Origin of the sequence: Loktanella sp. IMCC34160 (assembly GCF_004145845.1) — a bacterium.
In the GTDB taxonomy this organism is placed as follows: Bacteria; Pseudomonadota; Alphaproteobacteria; order Rhodobacterales; family Rhodobacteraceae; genus SELP01.
Genome location: NZ_SELP01000003.1, coordinates 294,984 through 317,684, shown reverse-complemented (window position 1 = coordinate 317,684; position 22,701 = coordinate 294,984). Strand labels below are relative to the sequence as shown.

The following is a 22,701-nucleotide window of genomic DNA, read 5'->3' as shown; positions in this document are numbered from 1 at the left end:
CCCGGAGACCGGAGCCTAACTGACGTCTATATGATGAGGAGGTTGCTTGTAGGCCCCGGGACAGCAGCCTAAACAGGGTCCAAGACGGCCCCCTCGGAGCCTGCAAAGGATGTAAGGGCCGGGTTATGGAGTGTCAACGCCGCGCGACCCCGTGAGGCCAAGCAAGGGATCAACAAATGCTGAAATCTGCCACCATTCTTGCCGCCGGACTGTTTGCGGTCACATCGACCGCCGTTTTGGCCGAAGACCCGACCGCGCAGACGGTCGTTGCGACGGTGAACGGAACGGATATCACGCTTGGTGAACTGATCGTTGCCCGCACCCAATTGCCCGCCCAGTATCAACAGCTGCCGGCCGACGTGCTGTGGGAGGGCCTGATCGACCAGATGGTCCAGCAACAGCTTCTGGCGGACCAGATGCAGGAAACTCCGGCGCGGGTTCAGATCGCGATTGATGTCCAGCTTCGGTCGATGCTTGCCGGCGAGATTATCAGCGACATCACCGATTCCGCCGTCACCGAAGAGGCGCTTCAGGCCGCCTACGAGGCACGCTTTGCCAATGCCGAACCGGAATACGAGTTCAACGCCTCGCATATCCTTGTTGAGACCGAGGAAGAGGCCGCCGCCGTCATCGTCCGGCTGAACGAAGGCGCCGATTTTGCAGAGACGGCGCGCGAGATTTCGACCGGCCCGTCTGGTCCGAACGGAGGAGAGCTCGGTTGGTTTGGTCCGGGCATGATGGTGCCGGAATTCGAAGCCGCCGTTGTCGGGCTCGAGGTCGGCGCCATTTCCGAACCGGTCCAGACCCAGTTTGGCTGGCATGTCGTGAAACTGAACGACAGCCGGATCAAGGAAGCCCCCGGCCTGGATCAGGTTCGCGACGAACTCGTCGCCCAGATTCAGCAAGAGGCGATCGATTCCGCCCTTGCCGACTTGCAGGAAAGCGCGGAAATCTCGCTGCCAGAGGAAGGGGCGTTCGACCCCGCGATTCTCGGCAACCTTGATCTTCTGGACGAATAATCACCCATGGCCATCTCTCCGCTTGCCCCCGCCGCCTTTCCGTCGCTGCCCGTCATTGACGGAGTTCGATTTGCCACCGTGGCCGCCGGGGTGCGCTACAAGGGGCGCACGGATGTGATGCTTGCCGAATTGGCTGAAGGGTCCGTTGTGGCGGGCACCTTCACCCGGTCCGCCACGCGATCCGCCCCGGTTCGGGATTGCGAGGCAAAGATCGGGCAGGACGGCACCGGACCGGCCGCGATCCTCGTGAACTCTGGCAATTCCAACGCCTTCACCGGGGGGGCCGGGGAACGGTCAGTGGCCGAAATCACCGCGGCAGTTGCCTCGGTCACCGGCACGGATGCGGGGCGGGTCTTCACCTCTTCCACCGGGGTGATCGGCGAACCCCTGCCGCACGATCGGATCATCGCCAAACTGGAACACCTCAACAGCACGCTGGATGCCGGCGGGATCGAGGCGGCGGCACGGGCGATCATGACCACCGACACCTTTCCCAAGGGTGCCAGTGCCGAGATCACCGTGGACGGCAAGCCGGTGAGAATCGCAGGCATCGCCAAGGGCTCGGGCATGATCGCGCCCGATATGGCGACGATGCTGGTTTATATCTTCACCGACGCCAAGATCAGCCGCGCCGCGCTTCAGGATGTGGTCAGCCGCCTGACCGACGTAACCTTCAACTGCATCACGGTCGACAGCGACACATCGACCTCGGACACGCTTCTGGTCGGTGCGACCGGAGCATCGGGGGCCAATTGCGACGGCAACGCCGATTTCGAAGCGGCGATGAAATCCGTGATGATGGACCTTGCCCATCAGGTCGTCCGCGACGGCGAAGGCGCAACGAAATTCGTCGAGGTCGCCGTGACCGGCGCGCGCAACAACGCCGATGCCCACCGGGTCGCGCTGGCCATCGCCAATTCACCACTGGTCAAAACGGCCATCGCCGGGGAAGACGCGAATTGGGGCCGGGTCGTCATGGCTGTCGGAAAATCCGGAGCAGAGGCCGACCGCGACCGCCTGTCGATCCGCTTTGGCGATATTACCGTCGCCGAAAACGGCTGGGTCTCGCCCTCCTACAGCGAAGAGGCGGCCTCGGCCTATATGAAGGGGCAGGAACTGGTCATCGGCGTGGACCTCGGGCTTGCCGATGGCGCCTCGACCGTCTGGACCTGCGACCTGACCCACGGCTACATCGACATCAACGCGGACTACCGGTCGTGACGAAAAAGGTCGTCCTTGTCTCTGCCGTGGCGCTGATCGACGCCGACGGGCGGATCCTTCTGGCCCAGCGGCCAGAAGGGAAATCCATGGCGGGGCTGTGGGAGTTTCCGGGCGGCAAGGTGGAAGCGGGCGAGACGCCCGAGGCCGCGCTGATCCGGGAATTGCACGAGGAACTGGGGATCGACACATGGTCCTCCTGCCTCGCGCCGCTGACCTTCGCCAGCCACAGCTATGACGATTTCCACCTGCTGATGCCGCTGTTTGCCTGCCGCAGATGGGAAGGAACGCCCGTCGCGCAAGAGGGGCAAACGCTCAAATGGGTGCGGGCCAAAGACCTGCGGGACTACCCCATGCCCCCCGCCGACATCCCCCTGATCCCGATCTTGAGGGATTGGCTTTAGCTAGAGCCAGGTAACCGCTGTGGGCCTCTACTTGCTCGACATGGCTGCGTGATGAGCTTCATACACAGCGTGCATCAGGTCGTCTGTTGTTCTTGCATCGCGCAAATACGTGTAAGCTGATGCTAATCGAGCCGCTGAGAAAGCGAGCCTCGACTCCGCTTCCTCGCCGGCATCCTCCAACTCGAAGTATAGTCGATCAAGGTGATCCACGGTATCTTCAGAAACCTTGGAAGGTTCAGCACCATGGGAGCTAGTTAATAGAGCCAGAACCTTTGCTGGAAGTGAGCAACCAACCTCGGCGATGAAGTTCTTGGCCTCCGCCTCTGCTTTGTCGAAGGGGAGCCTCGAAATTTGCCTCAGACGAGGGTCTTCGAGCAGTTGGTTCCAGCGGGTCATGTCAAAATAGCTACCGGATCATTAACCTGACTAACAGGCTGTTCTGTCCGTCATAGAGACCATTTCGCAAACAAAAAGGGCGGCTCGATTGAGCCGCCCTTTTGCGATTGGTTCGACTGATCAAAGCGACCGTTCGATTTCTTCCCGCTCGAAGATTTCGATTACATCGCCCGGGCGGATGTCGTCGTAGTTTTCGAACGCCATCCCGCATTCCTGGCCCGAGATGACTTCCTTCACCTCGTCCTTGAAGCGCTTCAGCGTCTTCAGCGTGCCTTCGTGGATCACCACGTCGTCGCGCAGCAGGCGGACACCGGCGGACCGGCGGGCGACCCCTTCGGTGACCAGACAGCCCGCAACCTTGCCGACGCCGGACACCTTGAAGACCTCTTTGATCGACGCATAGCCGATGAAGTTTTCGCGGATTTCGGCGGACAGCAGGCCGGACGCGGCCGCTTTCACATCGTCCACAAGGTCATAGATGACCGAGTAGTAGCGGATCTCGACGCCCTTTTGGTTGGCGGCGTTCCGCGCAGGCGCGTTGGCCCGGACGTTAAAGCCGATGACCGGCGCACCCGATGCTTCGGCAAGGCCGATATCGGTTTCGGTGATCGCACCCACACCATAGTGCAGCACGCGCACGCGCACCTCGTCGTTGCCGATCTTTTCCATCGCCTGAACGATCGCCTCGGCCGAACCCTGCACGTCGGCCTTGACCACGATGGGCAGTTCCGAAACGCTCTTGTCGTCCTTGGCCTTCTGCATCAGCTGTTCAAGGGTCGTCGCGGCACCGGCGGCGGCGCGTTTGTCCTTGGCGGCCTGTTTGCGGTAGTCGGCGATCTCGCGGGCCTGCGCCTCGGTATCGACGACGTTCAGAACGTCGCCGGCCTCGGGCGTGCCATTCAGACCCAACACCTCGACCGGAACCGACGGACCGGCCTCCGGCACGCGGTCGCCACGGTCGTTGATCAGCGCGCGGACCTTGCCCCACTGTTCGCCCACGACAAAGATGTCGCCCTGACGCAGCGTGCCGTTCTCGACCAGAACGGTCGCGACCGGGCCACGGCCCACGTCAAGCTGGGCTTCGATCACCGCGCCCTTGGCGGACCGTTCGGGGTTGGCCTTCAGTTCAAGGATCTCCGCCTGAAGCGCGATGGCTTCCAGCAGTTCGTCCAGACCCTTGCCAGTCACGGCCGACACCTCGACGTCCTGCACATCGCCGGACATCTTTTCGACCACGACTTCGTGCATCAGAAGGTCGGTACGGACCTTATCGGGGTTCGCGCTTTCCTTGTCGCACTTGTTGATCGCGATGATCATCGGAACCTTGGCGGCCTTGGCGTGGTTGATCGCCTCGATCGTCTGCGGCATCACCGCATCGTCGGCGGCGACCACAAGGATGACGATATCCGTCACCTGCGCACCCCGTGCCCGCATCGACGTGAACGCCGCGTGGCCGGGGGTATCAAGGAAGGTCAGAACCGCCCCGCCTTCGGTTGTCACCTGATAGGCGCCGATGTGCTGGGTAATCCCGCCCGCTTCGCCAGCGGTGACATTCGCGTTCCGGATCGCATCCAGAAGCGAGGTCTTGCCGTGGTCGACGTGGCCCATGATGGTGATGACCGGCGGCCGGGACTGCAGGTCTTCGGGCTTGTCCTCGACGCTGTCGATCACGTCCTCGACATCGGCGTCGGACACGCGAACCACGCGGTGGCCGAATTCCTCGACAATCAGTTCCGCGGTATCAGCGTCGATGGTCTGGTTCTGGGTGGCCATGATGCCGTTCTGCATCAGCGCCTTGACCACGTCCGCAACCCGTTCCGCCATCCGGTTGGCCAGTTCGCCAACCACGATCGCCTCGGGCACCTGAACGTCGCGCACGACCTTTTCGCGTTCCACCTGCTGGCCCATCGCCTTTTGACGGGCGCGCTCCTGCTTGCGCTTCATCGACGCAAGCGACCGCTGGCGGCCGCCTTCACCAGACAGCGCCTGGTTCAGGGTCAGCTTGCCAGACCGGCGGCCTTCATCTTCACGGCCGGGCTTGACCCGGGCGGTTTTGCCCGCATCGCCGCGATCCCGTTCACGGTCGGGCTTTCGGGCACCGGCCGGCGCACGCGGTCCACCTGCGGCGGCAGCATCCCCAGCGGCAGGAACTTCCTGCGCGGCAGCAGCAGCCTTGCGGGCGGTTTCCTCGGCCTTGAGCTTCTTGCGCTCTTCTTCCTCGGCCTTCTGCCGGGCGCGCTCTTCACGCTCGCGGTCCTCGCGCTCCTTGGCCTCGACCTCGGCGCGGCGGCGCTCGCGTTCTTCCGCGCGGGCCTTTTCCTCGGCTTCGCGCTTGGCGGATTCCTCGGCCTCGCGGGCCTTGGCCATGGCCAGCGCCTTCATCCGGCGTTCAAGTTCCGCGTCCGAAATCCCGGCGGGACGTTTGGACGGGTCGCTTTTCACTGGCGAGGCGGACGCACCGGCAGCCCCGGCGGCACCCGGCTTGGGCACCACCACGCGCTTGCGCTTGGTTTCCACCACGACGTTCTTGGTCCGGCCATGGCTGAAGCTCTGCTTCACGTTGGAAGGCCGCGAGCCACCGAGACCCAGAGTCTTTTTGCCGTCGTTATCGCTCATTTAGCTACTTTTTCCTTTCCGGCAGCCGCTTTGCCGCCGTCTTCTTCGCGCATGCCCTTAAGCTTCAGGGCTTCCTCTACAACACGGTTGCTGAGTCCGCCAGTCGCGAGCGCGCCATGTATCACACTTTGGCGCCCAAATGCCAAACCCAATTCCTCGGCCGTCAAACAGCCGAAATAGCGGGCGCCTTCGGGGGTCCAGAGCTTGGCCTTGCCGCGCTCGGACCCGTTGGAGGCCTGCATGAGAACACGCACCTGCGCGCCGCCTGCCAGCCACCCTTTTACCTTTTCGAAACCGCAGACCGCGAGCCCGGCCTTGCGGGCCATCGCCACCAGATCCACCACCCGTCGTGCAAGCTGCCGCTCGACCTCATCGACCAGCCCGTCGGGCACGGTCACGGGCTGTTTCGCCGACCGGGAAAACTGGCCTTTGCCCGCCTTCCCGATGGTTTCGCGACTTGCCGTGACCCACATGCCCCGACCCGGAAGCTTTTCCAGGATATCGGGCACGACCTGCCCATCGGGGCCGATCACGAAACGGATCAACCCCGTCTTGGGCTGGACCTCACCGGTGACGATACACCGGCGTTCGGTCTCTTCGGACCGGTCCTTGTTGTGGCCACCACGCGCCATTGCGGTTAATACCAATGCCTGAAATCAGGCCTCGGCCCCTTCTTCGGTTTCGCCGTCTTCGGCATCTTCATCCGCCGCGAGATCGGCCGGATCGACCCAGCCCAGCATCACGCGGGCGGTCATGATCAGGTCCTGCGCCTCTTCAAGGCTCAGGTCGAACTTCTCGAGCAGGCCATCGTCCTTGACCCGTTCGCCGTCGATCGTGGTCCAGCCACCGGCCAGTTCCCAGTCGGCGCAGGTTGCGAAATCTTCCAGCGTCTTCACGCCGTCCTCGGCCAGCGCCTCGACCATCTGCGGGGTCAGGCCCTCGAAGTTCACAAGGCTGTCTTCCACGCCCAGTTCGCGGGCATGTTCCAGCGCCTTGCGGTTCTGGGCATCAAGATAATCGCGGGCGCGGGCCTGCAATTCTCCTGCGGTGCCTTCGTCCACGCCATCAATGACCAGAAGCTCGTCCACTTCGACATAGGCCACTTCTTCAAGCGAAGTGAAGCCTTCGGCCACCAGAAGCTGGGCAAAAAATTCGTCCAGATCGAGGGTTTCCATGAACAGCTTGGTGCGTTCCTCGAATTCCTTCTGACGGCGGGCGGATTCCTCCTCCTCGGTCATGATGTCGATGTCGAGGTTGGTCAACTGCGAGGCAAGGCGCACGTTCTGACCGCGCCGGCCAATGGCCAGCGACAGCTGCTCTTCGGGAACGACGACCTCGATCTTGCCGGCCTCTTCATCCAGAACGACCTTCGACACCTCGGCGGGCTGAAGCGCGTTCACCAGGAAGGTCGGCATGTCTTCATTCCACGGAATGATGTCGATCTTTTCGCCCTGAAGCTCGTTCACGACGGCCTGAACGCGGCTGCCGCGCATACCGACGCAGGCGCCGACCGGGTCGATGGAGTTGTCATAGGACACAACGGCAATCTTGGCACGGCTGCCCGGATCGCGGGCCACGGCCTTGATCTCGATGATGCCTTCGTAGATTTCCGGCACTTCCATCTTGAACAGCTCGGCCATGAATTCCGGCGCGGTCCGCGACAGGAACACCTGCGGGCCACGCGGTTCGCGGCGCACGTCCTTGATGTAGCAGCGGATGCGGTCGTTCGGGCGATAGCTTTCGCGGCCGATCTTCTCGTTCCGGCGCAGAACGCCTTCGCCCGGGTTCAGGTCAACGATGACGTTGCCGTATTCCTCGCGCTTGACCAGCGCGTTGATGATGGTTCCGGCGCGATCCTTGAACTCTTCGTACTGCTTGTCACGCTCGGCTTCGCGGACCTTCTGAAGGATCACCTGCTTGGCCGATTGGGCCGCGATCCGGCCCAGTTCGACCGGCGGCACTTCTTCGGTGTAGGTATCGCCGATCTGCGGATCGTCCATGTACTGCTTGGCCTGATCCACGGTGAATTCGGCCTGGTAGTTTTCCAGATCCTCATCGGCAACCACGGTGCGGACACGGGTAAAGGTCGCCTTACCGGTCTTGCGGTCGATGGCCACGCGAATGTCCATCTCGCTGCCGTAGCGGGACTTTGCCGCGCGGGCGAGGGACTCTTCCATCGCCTCGACCACCAGGTTGGGGTCGATCATCTTTTCGCGGGCCACGGCCTCTGCGGTTTGCAGCAGTTCAAGCTGGTTGGCGGATGTGATTGCCATGGGTCTTACTCCTCGTCCCCATCAATGATGGTCTCAACTTCGTCAAACTGGGCCTCGTCGATCTGGCCCGCATCCTTGCGCCCGCGCAGAACGTCGCGGATCAATTCGTCGGTCAGCACAAGCTTGGCATCGGACAGCCAGTCGAATTTCAGCCCGATGGTCAGCTCCTCGCCGCCTTCTTCGATGGTGATCAGAACCTCGTCCTCTTCGGTCCCGGCAAGGATGCCTTTGAAGCGGCGGCGGCCGTCGATCATCTCGGTCGTTTCGATCTTGGCGACATAGCCGTCCCACAGGCCGAAATCCTTCAGCCGGGTCAGGGGCCGGTCGATGCCGGGGCTGGACACTTCCAGCGTATAGGCATCGACGATCGGATCTTCGACATCCAGAACGGCGGAAATCGCCGTTGAAATCTGGGCACAGTCATCCACTTCGATGGTGCCGTCGGGGCGCTGCGCCATCACTTGCAAGGTGGCGCTTTTGCCGGTCATCAGGCGCACGCGCACAAGTTCATACCCCATGTCTTCGATCACGGGGGCGATGATTTCGGCGATGCGTCGGTCAATGGCCGCGCGGGCGATCAGGTCGTTCATGTCATCCAGACGTCTGTTGCAGGCACTGGCCACAAAAAAACGGGCCAGCGGCCCGTCGATGTTTCCCGGTGGAGCCTTGGGTTTGGACGCCAAAGCACCGCTGTTGCAAGCCATATAGACCCGGTCCCCCGAGTCTGCAAGTGGCAATCGCCAGAGGTCAGAGACCCAGCATCTGGTGAAGTTCGGCCAGTGCCGCCGGGGACAGGTCGCGCCCGTCGGTCAGGGCGGCAAGGCTTTGCTGCATGACACCCTGAGCACCCTGCGCATCAGACAGTGCGCCGTTGTAGGCAACCGCCGCCGCCGACACCGCCGCCTCGTAGCCGCCACTGGGGAAGGCCGCCGCAATCTGGGCATCGGTCATCGTGGCCAATTGCTGGTACTGGTTATAGAGCGCCTGTGCATTGTCGAGCGTCGCAGCCGCCTGCAGATAGGACTGCCGATAGACCGCCAGCTTCGCCGGCATCGAGTTCCCTGCCGGGTTGGATGCATTGTTGCGGGCGGCGTTGGCGCCGCGCAGCTCGCGTGCGGTCTGGCCGCGGCCGTTGTTGCTATTGGCGTTTCCGTTGCCGTTTCCGTTGCCGTTCCCATTGCCGTTTCCGGCCTCGGCAATGGACGGCACGGTCAGGTTCGCGGCAACGCCCAAAACGACGCACAGCGTCGCGGCGAGAAGCGGCTTAATCATGGAAGGCACAGACATGGCAGTCTCTGGTCCTGAAAGGGATTTCATCGAATCGTGGTTTCAGGATGGGCGATGAAGATGGTTCAAAGACAGCGTGAATGGGGCGTTACTTGGGCGGTTTGGATCGCAATCTGAATCAATGCCGCGCCAGCTGCTGCATTGTCCGCACAAGCTGATCACTGATGCCCGGTTCCGACAGGGCGTGACCCGCGCGGCCAATCATGTGAAGGCGCGCGTTCGGCCAGCGACGGGCCAGTTCATGGGCCGAAACGGGGGGGCAAATCATGTCATATCGGCCCTGCACGATGACGCCCGGAATATGGCTGATCCGGTCCATGTTCGACAGGATCTGCTGATCGGGCGACAGGAACCCGTCGTTATGGAAATAGTGACATTCCAGACGGGCAAAGGCGCGGGCGTAATCGGCGGGGGTTTCGCCGCCCACCCCGTCGCTCGCGATCGAGGCAAGGGCATTTTCCCATTGGACCCAGGCCCGCGCATAGCGGACCTCCGTCATCCGGTCCTTCCCGAACAGGCGGCGATGATAGGCGGCAATCATGTCGCCGCGCTCCTCTTCCGGGATCATGGTTTCGAACCTGCCCCAAAGATCCGGCCAGAAACGGCCAGCCCCGCCGCCATAGAACCAGTCCAGCTCGGGACGGGTCATCAGGAACACGCCCCGCAGAACCAGCGCCGCGACCCTGTCGGGATGGGCCTGCGCATAGACCAACGCCAGCGTCGCCCCCCAACTGCCGCCAAAGGCAATCCATCGGTCGATCCCCAATGCCTCGCGGATCCGTTCGATATCGGCGACAAGATGCCAGGTGGTGTTTGCCTCGACGACCGCATGCGGCCGCGACCGGCCGCATCCCCGCTGATCGAACAGGATGACGCGATAGACCTCGGGGTCGAAATAGCGGCGCATGGCCGGGCTGCAGCCGCCACCCGGTCCGCCATGCAGCACCACAACGGGGCGCCCCGCCGGATTGCCGCATTGTTCGACATAGACGGTATGACCGTCGCCGACATCCAGCATTCGCTGGTCGAACGGTTCGATATGGGGATAAAGATGCGTCACCCTGCGGCTTTGACCACTGATCCTGTCCATGATTGACCTATATAGCCGTTGAACCCGACACGCCATCACCCGGACCAGAAAATGACCGATACAGCCCAGACCAACACGGTAGACCCCGCCGAGATTTCAAAATTCGAGGCGATGGCCGCCGAATGGTGGGATCTGAACGGAAAATTCAAACCGCTGCACATGATGAATCCGGTCCGGCTCGATTACATCACCCGACAGATCGCGGCAGAGTTCGGGCGCGACCTGTCTGCAACCCGCCCGTTCGAGGGCATTCGCCTTCTGGACATTGGCTGTGGCGGCGGGCTCTTGTGCGAACCGATGGCCCGTCTGGGCGCAACCGTCGTCGGCGCGGACGCGGCGGAACGCAATATCCCGGTGGCCCGCATTCACGCCGAACAGTCGGGACTGGACATCGACTACCGCCATACCACGGCAGAGGCGATGGCCGAGGCGGGCGAGCAGTTCGATGTGGTGTTGAACATGGAAGTGGTCGAACATGTTGCCGACCCGTTGGCGTATTTGACCGCCTGCCGGATGTTGCTGAAGCCCGGCGGCCTGCACCTGTGTTCCACGATCAACCGCAACCCGAAAAGCTATGCCATGGCGATTGTGGGTGCCGAATACGTCATGCGCTGGCTGCCAAAGGGCACACATGACTGGGCCAAGTTCATCACCCCGGACGAATTGTTCGACCTTCTGACGCGGGCCGGCATGACCCCGGTGGACCGCAAGGGTTATGTCTTCAACCCGATCCTGTGGAGCTGGAGCATCTCGGAAAAAGACCTGTCGGTGAACTATGTCACCGCCAGCGTGAAACCCTAGTCTTCCGCCGACAGCTTCAGACGCAATTCGCGCAGGACCGGCAGGGCCGAGCGGACTTTTTCTGCCCCGATCTTGTCCACAACCTCGGCAATGACCGGGGTGATCGCCGCAAGCGCCGCATCCCGGGCCGCCAACCCGGTGGGGCTGATCGACACCAGCTTGCGCCGGGCGTCCTCCCAATCGGGGCGCACATGCACCCAGCCTGCCCATTCCAGCTTGGTCAGCGTATTGGTCATCGCGCCGCGGGTCAGGTGGAAATTCCGGGCCAGCTGTGCGGGGGTCTTCTCTCCGCCCGCATGGGCCAACTGGTTCAGCACCGAGAAATGCGACAGCTCCATCCCCTTGGGAAGAACCTTGGCCACGGCCATCCGGGCAAGCTGATCCACCGTCAGAATTTCACTGAACAGGGATACGGCAAGGTTTTCGTTCTGGGCATTCATTGGCGATCAGGGGCCTTCAAATGGGCGGTCGTTGAACAGCGAGGGAACCCGCCCCCGTGCTTTTGCCACCTCTTCAAGGTCAATATCAACCGTGACGACCCCCGGCTCTGTCCCGCCGTCGGCCAGAACCTCGCCCCAAGGGGCAACGGCAAGGCTATGGCCATGGGTCCGCCGGGTGGGCCCAACTGTCTTTGGATGGGTGCCGGTTTGCGCCGCCGCCAACACGAAACAGCCGGTTTCAATCGCACGTGCCCGCAAAAGCGGCTCCCAATGCGCCGCGCCGGTGACGGGTGAGAATGCGGCCGGTGCGGTCAGGATCGTCGCCCCCGCCTTGGCCAGTGCCCGGTGCAGATGCGGAAACCGCAGGTCATAGCAGACGGTCAGTCCGACCTTGCCAAAATCTGTCTCGGCCACCACGGCCCGATCCCCCGGCCGATATCCGGCGGATTCACGGAACGTTTCTTCCGGCGTCACATCCACGTCGAACATATGGATCTTGTCATAGCGGGCGCGGACGGACCCATCGGGGGCAATCAGGAAGGATCGGTTTCCAAAGCGCCCATCGGCGTCCCCGGTCTTCAACCCGAGCGATCCAATGGACAGCCAGACGCCCAGCGCCGCCGCCTCGGCCCGCAGACCGGCAAGGGTGATATCCGCCTCTTCCGTCTGCAAGACCCCCGCCTGCCAGTCCCGGTCAAGTGACACGCAATTGGTCACTTCCGGCGTCAGGATAAAGGTCGCGCCCTGCGCCGCTGCCTCCCGAACCAGACCGATGGTCCGGGGCAGGTTCGCGGCGGGATCATCCCCCGAACACAGCTGAAGAAGCGCGGCCCTCACGCGGCCAGCAGCGGATCAAGCTTGCCCATCTGGTCAAGCGCATAAAGGTCGTCGCAGCCACCGACATGCTGATCGCCGATAAAGATCTGCGGCACTGTCCGCCCACCATTCGACCGCTGAATCATCGCCGCGCGCAGGTCCATGTCACCCGCGACATTGATCTCTTTGAACTGCACGCCCTTGGACGCCAGCAGCCGCTTGGCCGCATGGCAAAAGCCGCAGGTCGGGGTGGTGTAGATTTCGACAGGTTTCATCGGAGCCTCGCAGAAAGGGTTTCCGACTATCTAGGTATCTTTCACCACGCGCGCTAGCACCAAGACACAAACCTGTGTTGCGCCCGCGGCATGTGCCGCCTCGGTCGCGGCGGCAAGGGTCGCGCCGGATGTCATCACGTCATCGACGATCAGGACGGATCGCCCGGCCAGAACACCCCCCTGTCGCGGGTGGGGACGGATTGCCTCCTGCAAGGTTGCAAACCGTTCATCCCGGCCCTGACCTTCAAGCGAGGCCGTCCGACGCACCCTGACCAATGCATCGGGTGCATAAGCGGCCCCCGGCAGCCGCCCTGCCATTGCCTGTGCCAAGAGGGCGGATTGATTGAACCGGCGTTTGAGCATCCGGGTCCAATGCAGCGGCACGGGAACAATCGCCGGCGCATCGCCAATGGGAAGCGCCGCCGCGACCCGCGCGAGCATCGGCCCCGCCGCACGGGCCATTTCCGCCCGGTCGCCGTGCTTGAGGGACAGGATCATCTTGCGCACCGACCCGGAATAGCGCGCAACCGCCCGGCCCCTGTGCCAGGGTCGGGCAATCCGGTGGCAGTCTTCGCAGACAAGATCCACAGCATCAGAGGGTCCAGGCACCGGCGCCCCGCAACCCATGCAGACCGCCCCATCAAGGAAATCCGCATCAGACCAGCAAGTCCCACACAGGCCGAAATCTGCCTCGGTCGGATGCCCACACAGGACACAGCCGGGCGGATAGATCGTGCGAACCACGCTTTCCAACAGCATGGAATACCCCTAAGTCATGGGGCCATGACGACCCCGCCCCTGTTGACCGACCGCACCGCCCTGTCCCGCAACCGCACCCGCTCGGGCCGCGATCCGGTGACGTTCCTGCACGACGCCCTCATTGATGAGGTCAAGGAAAGGCTGGAACTGGTTAACAAGTCGTTTACCAAGGTGGCGATCGTCACCGGGATGCCCGGCCCCTGGCAGGCCGCGTTCCCGGATGCGCGGATTATTGCGGATGACGACATTCTGGCGCTTGACCCCGGAACGCATGATCTGGTGATCCACGCGCTGGCCCTTCACTGGGCCAATGACCCGGTCGGCCAATTGGTGCAATGCCGCCACGCGCTGGAGCCCGACGGGCTGATGATCGCCGCGCTCTTCGGTGGGCAGACCCTGCATGAATTGCGGGCCGCCTTGGCCGAAGCGGAATCGCGGGCCACGGGTGGGCTGTCGCCGCGGATCGCCCCGATGGGGGAAATCCGCGATCTCGGCGGGTTGCTGCAGCGGGCGGGCTTTGCGCTGCCGGTCGCGGACGCCCTGCCATATGATGTGACCTATGCCTCGGCGCTTCACCTCATGCGGGACCTGCGCGGCATGGGGGAAACCAATGCCTTGGCCGGGCGGCTCCGGTCACCGACACGGCGCGCGGTCATGTTCGGCGCAGTCGAAACCTATGCCCGGCACTTCGGAACCGACGACGGGCGCGTTCCGGCAACCTTCGAAGTGGTCGTGCTGACCGGCTGGGCACCGGACCCGAGCCAGCAAAAACCGTTGCGCCCCGGATCGGCGGCACAGCGGCTTGCCGATGCCTTGGGCGCGACCGAAACACCGCTTTCCGACAGCAAAGATTGACCCATCCATATATCCGGCTATGTCAGGCCGGACCAAGGACAGACGGACGGACCCGATGAAGGACATGGATACACCCAAGATCACCGGCGGCACGGCGGTTTGCCCTGCCCACGCCCCGGCGGACCACCCCAAGGTGAAACCCGCGAAGATCGGGGTACTGATCGCCAACCTTGGAACCCCCGACGCGACCGACTACTGGTCCATGCGCCGCTACCTGAGCGAGTTCCTCTCCGACAAGCGCGTCGTCGACTACTCCGCCTGGCTTTGGCAGCCGCTGCTGCAATTGATCATCCTGTCGCGCCGTCCCTTCAAATCGGGCGAGGCCTATGCCTCGATCTGGAACAAGGAAGCGGACGAAAGCCCGCTCTTGACCATCACAAAGGCCCAGACAGTGGCCCTGCGCGACCGGATGGAGGCGGCCTATGGCGGTGATGTCCTCGTCGATTTCTGTATGCGCTACGGCAATCCGTCGACCGAAAGCAAACTGCGGGAAATGGTCGATGCAGGCTGTGATCGGATCGTGTTCATGCCGCTTTACCCGCATTACGCAGGGGCCACTTGGGCCACCGCGAACGACCAGTTCTTCCGCGCGCTGATGAAAGAGAAATGGCAGCCCTCGGTCCGGGTGGTGCCGCCCTATTTCGAAGATCCGGCCTATATCGACGCGCTCGCCGCCTCGGTGGAAAAGGCCTACGCCGATCTGGATCAGCGGCCCGATCGTCTGGTGGTGTCCTACCACGGGATGCCGCACCGCTACCTGACCAGCGGCGATCCCTATCACTGTCAGTGCCAAAAGACGACGCGGCTTCTGCGCGGACGGCTGGGCTGGGACAAGGACCACTTCGTCACGACCTTCCAGTCGGTCTTTGGCCCGGAAGAATGGCTGAAACCCTACACGGTGGAGGAGGTCGCCCGGCTGGCCAAGGACGACGGCCACAAGCGAATCGCGGTCATCGCGCCCGCCTTTTCCTCCGATTGCGTCGAAACGCTTGAAGAGATTCAGGAAGAGATCAAGGAAAGCTTCGAAGAGGCCGGCGGCCAGACCTTTACCTACATCCCCTGCCTGAACGACGATCAGGCCCACATGGATGCGCTGGCCGAAATCCTGAAACGGAATCTTGCTGGCTGGATCTGATCCACCAAAGCAAAAGGGCAGAGGAAAACCTCTGCCCTTCCAAACTCAAACCGAAGTTTGAATTATTCGGCGGTCGACGACGACGACATAGCGGCGGCGATCAGCGCGATCAGGATCAGCGGAATGATCAGGCCGGCCGAGGAAGAGGAGCCAGCGGCTTCTTCAACGATGACCGGTTCCATTTCCATGACGGGAGCAGCCATGCCACCAGCAAGGGCAGCGGAAGCCGAACCGACAAAGCCAGCAATGGCGAGAGCGATTTTCTTCATGTGTTTTCTCCAGTTTTTGCCCGCCGCCATATGTTGAGGGCGACGGCAGGCACCCAAGACTTACCTCGTATCGTCGGATTAATCAGGAAAATCGGTTGATGCAAAGGGTTATCGGGTGTTTTCCGCCTTGGTTCAGGCAAATGTCGTCAAATTAGCAACACTTGTGTTCCAACCTTGGTCAGGCTGAACAATTCGGCGATATGCTCGTTGTAAAGGCCGATGCAGCCGTTGGATGATCTCCGGCCGATCTTGCGGGTGTCGTGGGTACCGTGGATACGGTAATACTGCCACGACAGGTAGAGCGCATGGGTGCCCAGCGGGTTTTCCGGACCCGGCCCGATGTAGGACGGCCATTCCGGATTGCGTTCCAGCATCGACGGGGTCGGACGCCATTCCGGGCCGACAACCTTGCGGATTACCTCGGTCCGGCCACGCCGTGTCAGATCCTCGGTCAGCGGCACGCTGGTCGGATACAGCTTGTAGATGCTCTGGTCCTCGGACCAGTAATGCAGGGCGCGGGACTGCGTATCCACAAGGCAAGCGCCGTTCCGCAGGTCCGAGAAATAGGGTTGCCAGTCAAGCGACCGGAAGCTCGAGATATTCCGGCGGATCGTCTGCGAAACCTCAGATTCAATCTCGGTCGAGTTCTCGGTCTGGGCAACGGCGCGCGCGCCGACCGTGGCTGCCGCTGCGGCGACAAAGGCCCGGCGGCTCAGCTTGGAAACAGTGTTGTCGGTCATCTTGATCTCTCCGATCACGGGGCGGTCTTGTTTGACTGTTGCATATGGGGTTGGGCGGGGCATCGCAATTCAAACATGTGTCATATCGGCAAAGGCTGGCCGATGCGGGTTTGAAGTGCAACGCGGGTCCGGATATGAGGAATCGACAAGTTCAGGGGTATTCTAGATGAATCGTCGTTTTCTTCTTGCGGGCCTTTCGCTGGCGGCTGTTGCGGCCTGCACCACCAATTCCGCGCGGATCGGGCCCGACGGCCTGCCCTTGCCGCAGATCTACCGGATTTCCGATGGTGATGCCGATGGCGTCATGTTCCGCATGCTGGATGGGGTGAATTCTCTGCGGGCCGCAGCCGGGATTGCGCCCTTGCAGTTCAACGACCGTCTGAACGCTGCCGCGGCGACCCATTCCCGCGATATGGCAATTCAGAACCGGCCCTGGCACTTCGGGTCGGATGGGTCTTCACCGCTCGAACGGGCGCGCCGGGTCGGATACACCGGCCAGATTCTGGGTGAAAACATCTCTGAAACCTACGAGACAGAGCTGGAAACCCTTGCCGCCTGGATGGGTCAGCCCGACACCCGCGCCGTGATCCTTGACCGGAACGCCACGTTGTTGGGGTTCGCCTGGCATCAGGAACCGGGCGGCAAGCTGTGGTGGACGCTGGTGACCGGCCGGATCTAGGCCGATCTACGGAAAGATGTGAATCGGCGTCCCGTCCCGAACCATCGCATAGATGTCTTCCATCTCGCGATTGGTGACGGCGATGCATCCGGCGGTCCAGTCATCACGCCCGGCGATGATCTTCGGCGTTCCGTGGATAAAGATGTCGCCACCCGGTGAAACGCCCATTTCCTGCGCCCGGGCCCGGTCCTGCGCATTCGGATAGGAAATCCCGATCGACAGGTGATAGGCGCTGTTGGGATTGCGCCGGTCGATCCAATAGGCGCCTTCCGGCGTCCGCCCGTCACCTTCCCGCGCCTTGTGGCCCTCGGGGGCGAAACCCATTTCGATCTCGAAGGCGCGCAGGACCTGATCGTGATGCATCAGATACAGCCGCCTGTCCCCTTTCATCACCACAACGCGGGTCACTTCCGGGCCGTCATAGGTCCGGAACTTGGTGGCGCAGCCGGACAGGCCCACCACCACCACAAGGGAAAGGAGTATCGAAAGAAACCGCATTGCCTGCCTATCCCGGGTTTTCCCGGTCATGTTGATTGCCTGGCTTTTACCTGAAATCCGCTGATTGCGATAGCGGGGAAATCATGATCCGCCGCTCACAGGCGCGTGAACGCAGCGACCACCTCGACATGGGAAGACCAGCGGAACTGATCCACCACCCGCACCCAATTCAACCCGTATCCCCCCGACACAAGGGTCTGCGCATCCCGCGCGAAGGTGACCGGGTTGCAGGACACCATTGCGACAACCGGAACGCCCGATCCAATGATTTCGGCCACCTGAGCCTCGGCCCCGGCGCGTGGCGGGTCGATCACCACCGCGTCGAATTTCGCCAGCTCGTCCGACAAGAGCGGGCGGCGAAACAGATCGCGGGTTTCGGTCGTCACCTGCTTCAAACCACTTGATGCCCGCCATCCGGCATCAAGCGCCCGCATCATCGCCGCTTCGCCTTCGACGGCGTGCACCTGCGCACCTTCCGCCAAGGGCAGCGAAAAGGTCCCGCACCCGGCAAAGAGATCCGCAACCTTGCCTGCTTTGCCGACGATTCTGCGCACCGCCGACACCAGCGCCGCCTCGCCCGCGCGGGTTGCCTGAAGGAAGGAACCCGGCGGCGGAACCACCCGCGCCTTGCCGAACTGCTGTTGCGGCGGGGTCATGGTGACGATGGGTTCGTCGCACCAGACAAGTCGCGCAAACCCGACCTCGCGCGCGAAATCCGCAAGGGAAATCCGCAGTTCCGGCGTCAGGTCTTTTGTTGAAAAATCAAGATGCACATCCAATCCGCCAAGGCTTTCGGTGACGGTCAGGGCAACCTCGCCCTTGCGCGATCCAACCAGCGCGGTCAGCCGTTCCAACGCCGGGATGGCCCCCATCAGCGCAGGCGTCAAAAGTTGGCAATCCGGCACCTCGATCAAAAGGTCAGAGGCGCGGGCGTGGAACCCGACCATGGCGCCCTTCTTGGTCCGGCGGCCGGACAGCTTGGCCCGCCTGCGCGACCGGGGCGGCGATGTATCGACGCCTTCAATCTGCGCCTCGATCCCCTGCGCGGACAGCGCCCGGGCGACAATGCCAGCCTTCCAGCCTTCGACGAATTTGTCCGACGCGTGTTGCATGGCGCAACCGCCACAGGCCTTGTAGTGCCGACAGGGGGGCGACACCCGATCCGCCGAGGGGGACAGGATGCGCGGCACACCGTCGGCGCCGACATCGACCGTTTCCCCCGGCAGGACACGCGGCAGGAACTGCCCGTCGTCTGTCCGTCCCAGCCCCGTGTGGGTCAGCCCGATTACCTGTGTCATGCGTCGCTGTCCGTTCCGATAAACCCGCCCGACTGCCGGTTCCAATAGCGGGCATATGTTCTGCCCAGCGCCAGCAAGTCGTCATGGCTTCCTTGTTCGACGATCCGCCCGTTTTCAAGGACGATAATCCGGTCCATGTCGGAAATCGTGGACAGGCGGTGCGCGATGGCCAGCACGGTCTTTCCCTCCATCGCGCGCTGAAGCGCCGATTGGATCGCTGCCTCGACCTCGGAATCCAGCGCCGATGTCGCCTCGTCCAGAACAAGGATCGGCGCGTCTTTCAGCATGGCGCGGGCTAACGCGATGCGCTGCCGTTGACCACCGGACAGCTTCACCCCCCGCTCGCCAACAAAGGCGTCGTAGCCGGTTTGCCCCTTGTTGTCGCGCAGGCCGGTGATGAACTCATGCGCCTCGGCCTTGCGGGCGGCGGCGATCATCTCCTCCTCGGACGCGTCGGGACGACCGTAGAGAATATTCTCGCGGGCGGTCCGGTTGAACATCGCGGTTTCCTGCGTGACCATTCCGATGGCGGCGCGCAGGCTGGATTGGGTCACACCGCGAAGGTCCTGCCCATCGATTAGAACCTGCCCTTCTTCCGCATCGTAGAGACGCAAAAGCAGCGAAACCAGGGTTGATTTCCCTGCGCCAGAAGCGCCAACGATCCCCAGTTTCTCGCCCGGCGCGATCCGAAGGGAAATGTCGCTGATCCCCCCGGTGTCGCGCCCATAGCCAAAGCTGACATTGTCGAAAGTGATCTCTCCCCGCGTCACCGCCAGCGGCGCGGCATTGGGCGCATCGGTCAACGCATAGGGCGGGGTCAGGGTGCGCATCCCGTCCTCGGCCTCGCCCAGATGGCTGTAGATCCCCATCAACGTGAAGCTGACCCAGCCGGTCATCTGGCTCAGCCGGATGGACACCGCGCCGATAGCGGCGATATCGCCCGGCGTGACACTACCCGACAGGCTCCAGACAAGGCCGAAACCGACCATCGTCACCGGCAGGATGCCCGCAAGCGTGATCAGGCCGAACCGGAACAGGGTCGAAACCTCACCGAAATCCAGCGCCCGTTCCCACAGCGCCTCCATCGCGGTATGGGCCGCGTCCTCTTCGTGCCGGTCCCCGGCGAACAGTTTCACCGTCTTGATATTGGTGATCGTGTCCACGACCTGCCCGGTGACCTGTGCCCGCGCCCCGGCCCGCGCCTTGGACCGCAGCCGGATCCGCGGCAGGAAAAGCCGCAGGAACCCCAGATAGACCGCGAACCACAGGCCAAGAACGACAAGCAACCGGGCATCAACAAAGGCCACAAGAACCGCCGCCCCGATCACCGAGGCCAGCGCGAAGAGAATGGCGTTGACTGTCTCGATCACTACCTCGGTCAGGGAGGTGGCGGTCTGCATCTGCTTTTGCGCAAGCCGCCCGGCGAAATCATTGTCGAAGAAGGTGACGGATTGACCAAGCGTCCAGGAATGCAGGCGCGACAGGACCAGCCGAAAGATATTCGGGCCAAGCACGACGGATTGGAACGTCGCCGACAGTCCAAAAACAATGGGCCGAACCAACACCAGCAGAATAAGCGCCGAGATCAGAAGCGACCCATAACCGCCAAGCCCGTCCCCGGCAGAGGCGATATCGACCACCTTCCCAAGAAAGAACATGGCCAGCACTTCGGTCGCCCCGGCGACGCCAGACACCAGCGCGGCAATCAGGATAACCCGCCAGCTGCCCCGAAGACACCAGTTGATAAAGGCGCGCAGGGTGCGGGGCGGCGCACCGATGGCCGGCTGGGGCGAGGGGATCAGCCCCCCGGCCCAGCGCAACCACGTCTTATAGGCCTCACGCATTATTCCGCGGCCTCCGCCTCGTCGCCCAGGAACCCGCCCGACTGGCGCTGCCACAGACCGGCGTAGATTCCGCCGTGATCCAGAAGCGCATCATGGCTGCCCTGTTCGACGATCCGGCCACGATCCATGACAACGATCCGGTCCATCTGGGCGATGGTGGACAGGCGGTGCGCAATCGCGATCACCGTCTTGCCCTGCATCATGCCGTATAGGGTCGATTGAATGGCCGCCTCCACTTCCGAATCCAGGGCCGATGTCGCCTCGTCCAGCACAAGGATCGGCGCGTTCTTCAGCATCACTCGGGCAATCGCGATCCGCTGCCGTTGTCCGCCGGACAGCTTCACGCCCCTTTCGCCAACATAGGCTGAATAGCCGGACCGGCCACCGGGATCTTCCAGCGACAGGATAAAGTCATGCGCCTCGGCCTTGCGGGCGGCCGCGAACATCTCTTCGTCGCTGGCAAGGGGGTTGCCGTAAAGGATGTTGTCCCGGATCGACCGATGGAGAAGCGAGCTGTCCTGCGTCACCACGCCGATCGCCTTGCGCAGGCTGTCCTGCGTGACCTGGGAAATATCCTGCCCGTCAATGCGGATCACCCCGCCTTCAGGGTCGCGGAACCGCAACAAAAGGTTAACCAGCGACGATTTCCCGGCCCCCGACCGGCCAACCAGACCGACCTTTTCGCCCGGCGCGATGTCCAGCGTGATCCCGTCGATCCCGCCAACACCCTTGCCATAGTGGTGCACAAGATTGTCAAAGCGGATCGCGCCATCCGTGACCGTCAGACGCGTGTCGGACTTATCCGTCACCGCATGGTCAACGGACACGGATTGCAGCGCCTCGCGCACCGTGCCTGCGTGTTCGAACAGGCGCACGGTGACCCACAGAATCCAGCCCGACATACCGTTCAGCCGCACGGCCAGCGCGGTCACCGCCGCGACCTCGCCCACGGTGCTTTGCCCATTGGTCCAAAGCCAGACAGCGGCGCCGATCACGCCTACGAACAGGATCGCGTTGATCACGTTCAGGGCGAAGGACAGTTCTGTCATCAGCCGCAGGAACCGGTGAAACCGCAGGCGCAGCCGCTTGAGCGCGTTGAGGACAAAGGCCTCTTCCTGTTCGCCATTGCTGAACAGCTTGACCGTTTCGATATTGGTATAGGCGTCCACGATGCGACCATTGGCCAGCGACCGCGCATCGGACCATTTTTCCGATGCCTTCGACACGCGAACGGCGGTCCAATAGGTATAGCTGGCATAGGCCGTCAGCCAGATCACCAAGGGAACAGCGACACGCCAGTCGATCCCCGACACAAGGATCACGGCGGTGACGGCGTAGGACAGGGCATACCAGACCCCTTCGAACATCATATACATGCTGTCTTCGGTGGATTCCGACAGTTTCATCACCCGGTTCGACAGGCGTCCGGCAAAGTCGTTCTGGAAGAACCCGATCGACTGACCCAGCATGTGTTTATGCGCTCGCCAACGGACCCGCTCCTGCATGTTTCCGGCAAGGGTCAGTTCAAGAAACGCGTGCTGGGCAAGGATCGCAGCGGGCCGCAGGAAGGTCAGCGCGAAAGCGACGATCAGGATTTCCACCCTGTGGGTCGCCCAGAAATCGGCGGCGCCGGTCGCGTTCATCACGTCCACCAGCCGCCCGGCGTACCAGATCATCGCCGCCTCAAACAGCGCGACAATCAGGCCCGTCAGCAACAGCCAAGGGACGATGCGCCGGAACGGGCGCATGGCTTCGCGATAGAAGGCCCACAGCGTTGCGGGCGGTGTGCCGGAATCACGGGCGGCAAAGGGATCGATAAGATTTTCAAAGAAGCGGAACATCGGAGGGGCCTTTCAAGCCACTGGAAATCACTATGGGTGAGGCGGTGTGTCTGCTGACCAGACCGCCCAAACGGGACCAGACTGATCAAATCAGACGTGGATCAATCCCGTTTCGCATAGTGCAATCCTCCGTTGTGCAGTTCGTAGA

The 22,701-nt window shown here is 62.6% G+C and carries 24 protein-coding genes; 7 read left to right on the top strand and 17 right to left on the bottom strand.

What is annotated here, in order from left to right; genetic code table 11:
- Positions 1–176: 176 nt before the first annotated feature.
- Genes EU803_RS09790 through mutT form a run of 3 tightly spaced genes read left to right on the top strand, consistent with a single transcriptional unit; the run spans position 177 to position 2,641 of the window.
- Positions 177–1,019: a peptidylprolyl isomerase gene (locus EU803_RS09790; protein ID WP_129682256.1), complete on the top strand. Its 843-nt coding sequence runs from the start codon at positions 177–179 to the stop codon at positions 1,017–1,019.
- A 6-nt stretch (positions 1,020–1,025) separates the two neighbouring features.
- Entirely contained in the window at positions 1,026–2,240 is a 1,215-nt protein-coding gene (argJ, locus tag EU803_RS09785; protein WP_129682254.1) for a bifunctional glutamate N-acetyltransferase/amino-acid acetyltransferase ArgJ, read from the top strand.
- Positions 2,237–2,641 (top strand): 8-oxo-dGTP diphosphatase MutT, encoded by a 405-nt coding sequence (mutT, locus tag EU803_RS09780; protein WP_129682252.1) that lies wholly within the window; start codon positions 2,237–2,239, stop codon positions 2,639–2,641. The genes argJ and mutT overlap by 4 nt, the downstream gene beginning before the upstream one ends.
- Positions 2,642–2,668: 27 nt before the next feature.
- Here mutT and EU803_RS09775 read toward each other — a convergent pair whose 3' ends face one another.
- From EU803_RS09775 to pip, 7 genes are all read right to left on the bottom strand, one after another.
- Positions 2,669–3,037: a hypothetical protein gene (locus EU803_RS09775; protein WP_129682250.1), complete on the bottom strand. Its 369-nt coding sequence runs from the start codon at positions 3,035–3,037 to the stop codon at positions 2,669–2,671.
- Between the two features lie 120 nt (positions 3,038–3,157).
- Positions 3,158–5,653 (bottom strand): translation initiation factor IF-2, encoded by a 2,496-nt coding sequence (infB, locus tag EU803_RS09770; protein ID WP_129682248.1) that lies wholly within the window; start codon positions 5,651–5,653, stop codon positions 3,158–3,160.
- Positions 5,650–6,285: an RNA-binding protein gene (locus EU803_RS09765; protein ID WP_129682755.1), complete on the bottom strand. Its 636-nt coding sequence runs from the start codon at positions 6,283–6,285 to the stop codon at positions 5,650–5,652. The genes infB and EU803_RS09765 overlap by 4 nt, the downstream gene beginning before the upstream one ends.
- Before the next feature lie 24 nt (positions 6,286–6,309).
- A complete protein-coding gene (nusA, locus tag EU803_RS09760; RefSeq protein WP_129682246.1) occupies positions 6,310–7,926 on the bottom strand; it encodes a transcription termination factor NusA in 1,617 nt (538 codons plus the stop codon).
- A gap of 5 nt (positions 7,927–7,931) precedes the next feature.
- Positions 7,932–8,516 (bottom strand): ribosome maturation factor RimP, encoded by a 585-nt coding sequence (gene rimP, locus EU803_RS09755; RefSeq protein WP_129682244.1) that lies wholly within the window; start codon positions 8,514–8,516, stop codon positions 7,932–7,934.
- 157 nt (positions 8,517–8,673) lie between these two features.
- Complete coding sequence (locus EU803_RS09750) at positions 8,674–9,198, bottom strand: hypothetical protein (protein ID WP_129682242.1); 525 nt, start codon at positions 9,196–9,198, stop codon at positions 8,674–8,676.
- 133 nt (positions 9,199–9,331) lie between these two features.
- Positions 9,332–10,303 (bottom strand): prolyl aminopeptidase, encoded by a 972-nt coding sequence (gene pip / locus EU803_RS09745; protein ID WP_129682240.1) that lies wholly within the window; start codon positions 10,301–10,303, stop codon positions 9,332–9,334.
- Positions 10,304–10,354: 51 nt separating this feature from the next.
- Here pip and ubiG point away from each other — a divergent pair, with 51 nt between their 5' ends.
- Complete coding sequence (gene ubiG, locus EU803_RS09740) at positions 10,355–11,104, top strand: bifunctional 2-polyprenyl-6-hydroxyphenol methylase/3-demethylubiquinol 3-O-methyltransferase UbiG (RefSeq protein WP_129682239.1); 750 nt, start codon at positions 10,355–10,357, stop codon at positions 11,102–11,104.
- On the opposite strand, the gene EU803_RS09735 is transcribed toward ubiG, so the two are convergent.
- From EU803_RS09735 to EU803_RS09720, 4 genes are read right to left on the bottom strand one after another with little or no spacing between them, the layout of a single operon-like run.
- Positions 11,101–11,544, bottom strand: a complete 444-nt coding sequence (locus EU803_RS09735) for a MarR family transcriptional regulator (protein WP_129682237.1) — start codon at positions 11,542–11,544, stop codon at positions 11,101–11,103. The two genes, ubiG and EU803_RS09735, sit on opposite strands and share 4 nt — an antisense overlap.
- Positions 11,545–11,550: 6 nt before the next feature.
- A complete protein-coding gene (locus EU803_RS09730; protein WP_129682235.1) occupies positions 11,551–12,381 on the bottom strand; it encodes a carbon-nitrogen hydrolase family protein in 831 nt (276 codons plus the stop codon).
- Positions 12,378–12,635 carry a glutaredoxin 3 gene (grxC, locus tag EU803_RS09725; RefSeq protein WP_129682233.1) on the bottom strand — a complete coding sequence of 86 codons (258 nt, stop codon included), beginning with the start codon at positions 12,633–12,635 and terminating at the stop codon, positions 12,378–12,380. The genes EU803_RS09730 and grxC overlap by 4 nt, the downstream gene beginning before the upstream one ends.
- Positions 12,636–12,665: 30 nt before the next feature.
- Positions 12,666–13,394 (bottom strand): double zinc ribbon domain-containing protein, encoded by a 729-nt coding sequence (locus tag EU803_RS09720; protein WP_129682231.1) that lies wholly within the window; start codon positions 13,392–13,394, stop codon positions 12,666–12,668.
- A 24-nt stretch (positions 13,395–13,418) separates the two neighbouring features.
- Here EU803_RS09720 and EU803_RS09715 point away from each other — a divergent pair, with 24 nt between their 5' ends.
- Positions 13,419–14,249 carry an SAM-dependent methyltransferase gene (locus tag EU803_RS09715; protein WP_129682229.1) on the top strand — a complete coding sequence of 277 codons (831 nt, stop codon included), beginning with the start codon at positions 13,419–13,421 and terminating at the stop codon, positions 14,247–14,249.
- A gap of 64 nt (positions 14,250–14,313) precedes the next feature.
- Positions 14,314–15,384: a ferrochelatase gene (gene hemH / locus EU803_RS09710; RefSeq protein ID WP_129682753.1), complete on the top strand. Its 1,071-nt coding sequence runs from the start codon at positions 14,314–14,316 to the stop codon at positions 15,382–15,384.
- 62 nt (positions 15,385–15,446) lie between these two features.
- Here hemH and EU803_RS09705 read toward each other — a convergent pair whose 3' ends face one another.
- Both EU803_RS09705 and EU803_RS09700 read right to left on the bottom strand, forming a co-directional pair.
- Entirely contained in the window at positions 15,447–15,653 is a 207-nt protein-coding gene (locus EU803_RS09705; protein ID WP_129682228.1) for a ferrochelatase, read from the bottom strand.
- Between the two features lie 146 nt (positions 15,654–15,799).
- Entirely contained in the window at positions 15,800–16,393 is a 594-nt protein-coding gene (locus EU803_RS09700) for a L,D-transpeptidase (RefSeq protein WP_129682226.1), read from the bottom strand.
- Between the two features lie 166 nt (positions 16,394–16,559).
- Between EU803_RS09700 and EU803_RS09695 the strand changes: the two genes are divergently transcribed.
- Positions 16,560–17,072, top strand: a complete 513-nt coding sequence (locus EU803_RS09695; protein ID WP_129682224.1) for a CAP domain-containing protein — start codon at positions 16,560–16,562, stop codon at positions 17,070–17,072.
- A 6-nt stretch (positions 17,073–17,078) separates the two neighbouring features.
- Here EU803_RS09695 and EU803_RS09690 read toward each other — a convergent pair whose 3' ends face one another.
- The 4 genes from EU803_RS09690 to EU803_RS09675 all read right to left on the bottom strand — a co-directional run bounded on the left by EU803_RS09690 (position 17,079) and on the right by EU803_RS09675 (position 22,553).
- Positions 17,079–17,570, bottom strand: coding sequence for a L,D-transpeptidase family protein (locus tag EU803_RS09690; protein ID WP_129682222.1), 492 nt, complete (start codon positions 17,568–17,570; stop codon positions 17,079–17,081).
- Positions 17,571–17,665: 95 nt separating this feature from the next.
- Positions 17,666–18,868 carry a class I SAM-dependent RNA methyltransferase gene (locus tag EU803_RS09685; RefSeq protein WP_129682220.1) on the bottom strand — a complete coding sequence of 401 codons (1,203 nt, stop codon included), beginning with the start codon at positions 18,866–18,868 and terminating at the stop codon, positions 17,666–17,668.
- Positions 18,865–20,712, bottom strand: coding sequence for an ABC transporter ATP-binding protein (locus EU803_RS09680; protein WP_129682219.1), 1,848 nt, complete (start codon positions 20,710–20,712; stop codon positions 18,865–18,867). The genes EU803_RS09685 and EU803_RS09680 overlap by 4 nt, the downstream gene beginning before the upstream one ends.
- Positions 20,712–22,553: an ABC transporter ATP-binding protein gene (locus EU803_RS09675; RefSeq protein WP_129682217.1), complete on the bottom strand. Its 1,842-nt coding sequence runs from the start codon at positions 22,551–22,553 to the stop codon at positions 20,712–20,714. Before EU803_RS09675 ends, EU803_RS09680 begins: the two co-directional genes overlap by 1 nt.
- Positions 22,554–22,701 lie beyond the last annotated feature (148 nt).

Excerpts from the sequence above, each read along its gene's own strand:
- EU803_RS09790 (WP_129682256.1), top strand. The coding sequence starts at position 177 with ATGCTGAAATCTGCCACCATTCTTGCCGCCGGACTGTTTGCGGTCACA.
- argJ (WP_129682254.1), top strand. The coding sequence starts at position 1,026 with ATGGCCATCTCTCCGCTTGCCCCCGCCGCCTTTCCGTCGCTGCCCGTC.
- EU803_RS09775 (WP_129682250.1), bottom strand. The coding sequence starts at position 3,037 with ATGACCCGCTGGAACCAACTGCTCGAAGACCCTCGTCTGAGGCAAATT.
- infB (WP_129682248.1), bottom strand. The coding sequence starts at position 5,653 with ATGAGCGATAACGACGGCAAAAAGACTCTGGGTCTCGGTGGCTCGCGG.
- EU803_RS09765 (WP_129682755.1), bottom strand. The coding sequence starts at position 6,285 with ATGGCGCGTGGTGGCCACAACAAGGACCGGTCCGAAGAGACCGAACGC.
- nusA (WP_129682246.1), bottom strand. The coding sequence starts at position 7,926 with ATGGCAATCACATCCGCCAACCAGCTTGAACTGCTGCAAACCGCAGAG.
- rimP (WP_129682244.1), bottom strand. The coding sequence starts at position 8,516 with ATGAACGACCTGATCGCCCGCGCGGCCATTGACCGACGCATCGCCGAA.
- EU803_RS09750 (WP_129682242.1), bottom strand. The coding sequence starts at position 9,198 with ATGATTAAGCCGCTTCTCGCCGCGACGCTGTGCGTCGTTTTGGGCGTT.
- pip (WP_129682240.1), bottom strand. The coding sequence starts at position 10,303 with ATGGACAGGATCAGTGGTCAAAGCCGCAGGGTGACGCATCTTTATCCC.
- ubiG (WP_129682239.1), top strand. The coding sequence starts at position 10,355 with ATGACCGATACAGCCCAGACCAACACGGTAGACCCCGCCGAGATTTCA.
- EU803_RS09735 (WP_129682237.1), bottom strand. The coding sequence starts at position 11,544 with ATGAATGCCCAGAACGAAAACCTTGCCGTATCCCTGTTCAGTGAAATT.
- grxC (WP_129682233.1), bottom strand. The coding sequence starts at position 12,635 with ATGAAACCTGTCGAAATCTACACCACCCCGACCTGCGGCTTTTGCCAT.
- EU803_RS09720 (WP_129682231.1), bottom strand. The coding sequence starts at position 13,394 with ATGCTGTTGGAAAGCGTGGTTCGCACGATCTATCCGCCCGGCTGTGTC.
- EU803_RS09715 (WP_129682229.1), top strand. The coding sequence starts at position 13,419 with ATGACGACCCCGCCCCTGTTGACCGACCGCACCGCCCTGTCCCGCAAC.
- hemH (WP_129682753.1), top strand. The coding sequence starts at position 14,314 with ATGGATACACCCAAGATCACCGGCGGCACGGCGGTTTGCCCTGCCCAC.
- EU803_RS09705 (WP_129682228.1), bottom strand. The coding sequence starts at position 15,653 with ATGAAGAAAATCGCTCTCGCCATTGCTGGCTTTGTCGGTTCGGCTTCC.
- EU803_RS09700 (WP_129682226.1), bottom strand. The coding sequence starts at position 16,393 with ATGACCGACAACACTGTTTCCAAGCTGAGCCGCCGGGCCTTTGTCGCC.
- EU803_RS09695 (WP_129682224.1), top strand. The coding sequence starts at position 16,560 with ATGAATCGTCGTTTTCTTCTTGCGGGCCTTTCGCTGGCGGCTGTTGCG.
- EU803_RS09690 (WP_129682222.1), bottom strand. The coding sequence starts at position 17,570 with ATGCGGTTTCTTTCGATACTCCTTTCCCTTGTGGTGGTGGTGGGCCTG.
- EU803_RS09685 (WP_129682220.1), bottom strand. The coding sequence starts at position 18,868 with ATGACACAGGTAATCGGGCTGACCCACACGGGGCTGGGACGGACAGAC.
- EU803_RS09680 (WP_129682219.1), bottom strand. The coding sequence starts at position 20,712 with ATGCGTGAGGCCTATAAGACGTGGTTGCGCTGGGCCGGGGGGCTGATC.
- EU803_RS09675 (WP_129682217.1), bottom strand. The coding sequence starts at position 22,553 with ATGTTCCGCTTCTTTGAAAATCTTATCGATCCCTTTGCCGCCCGTGAT.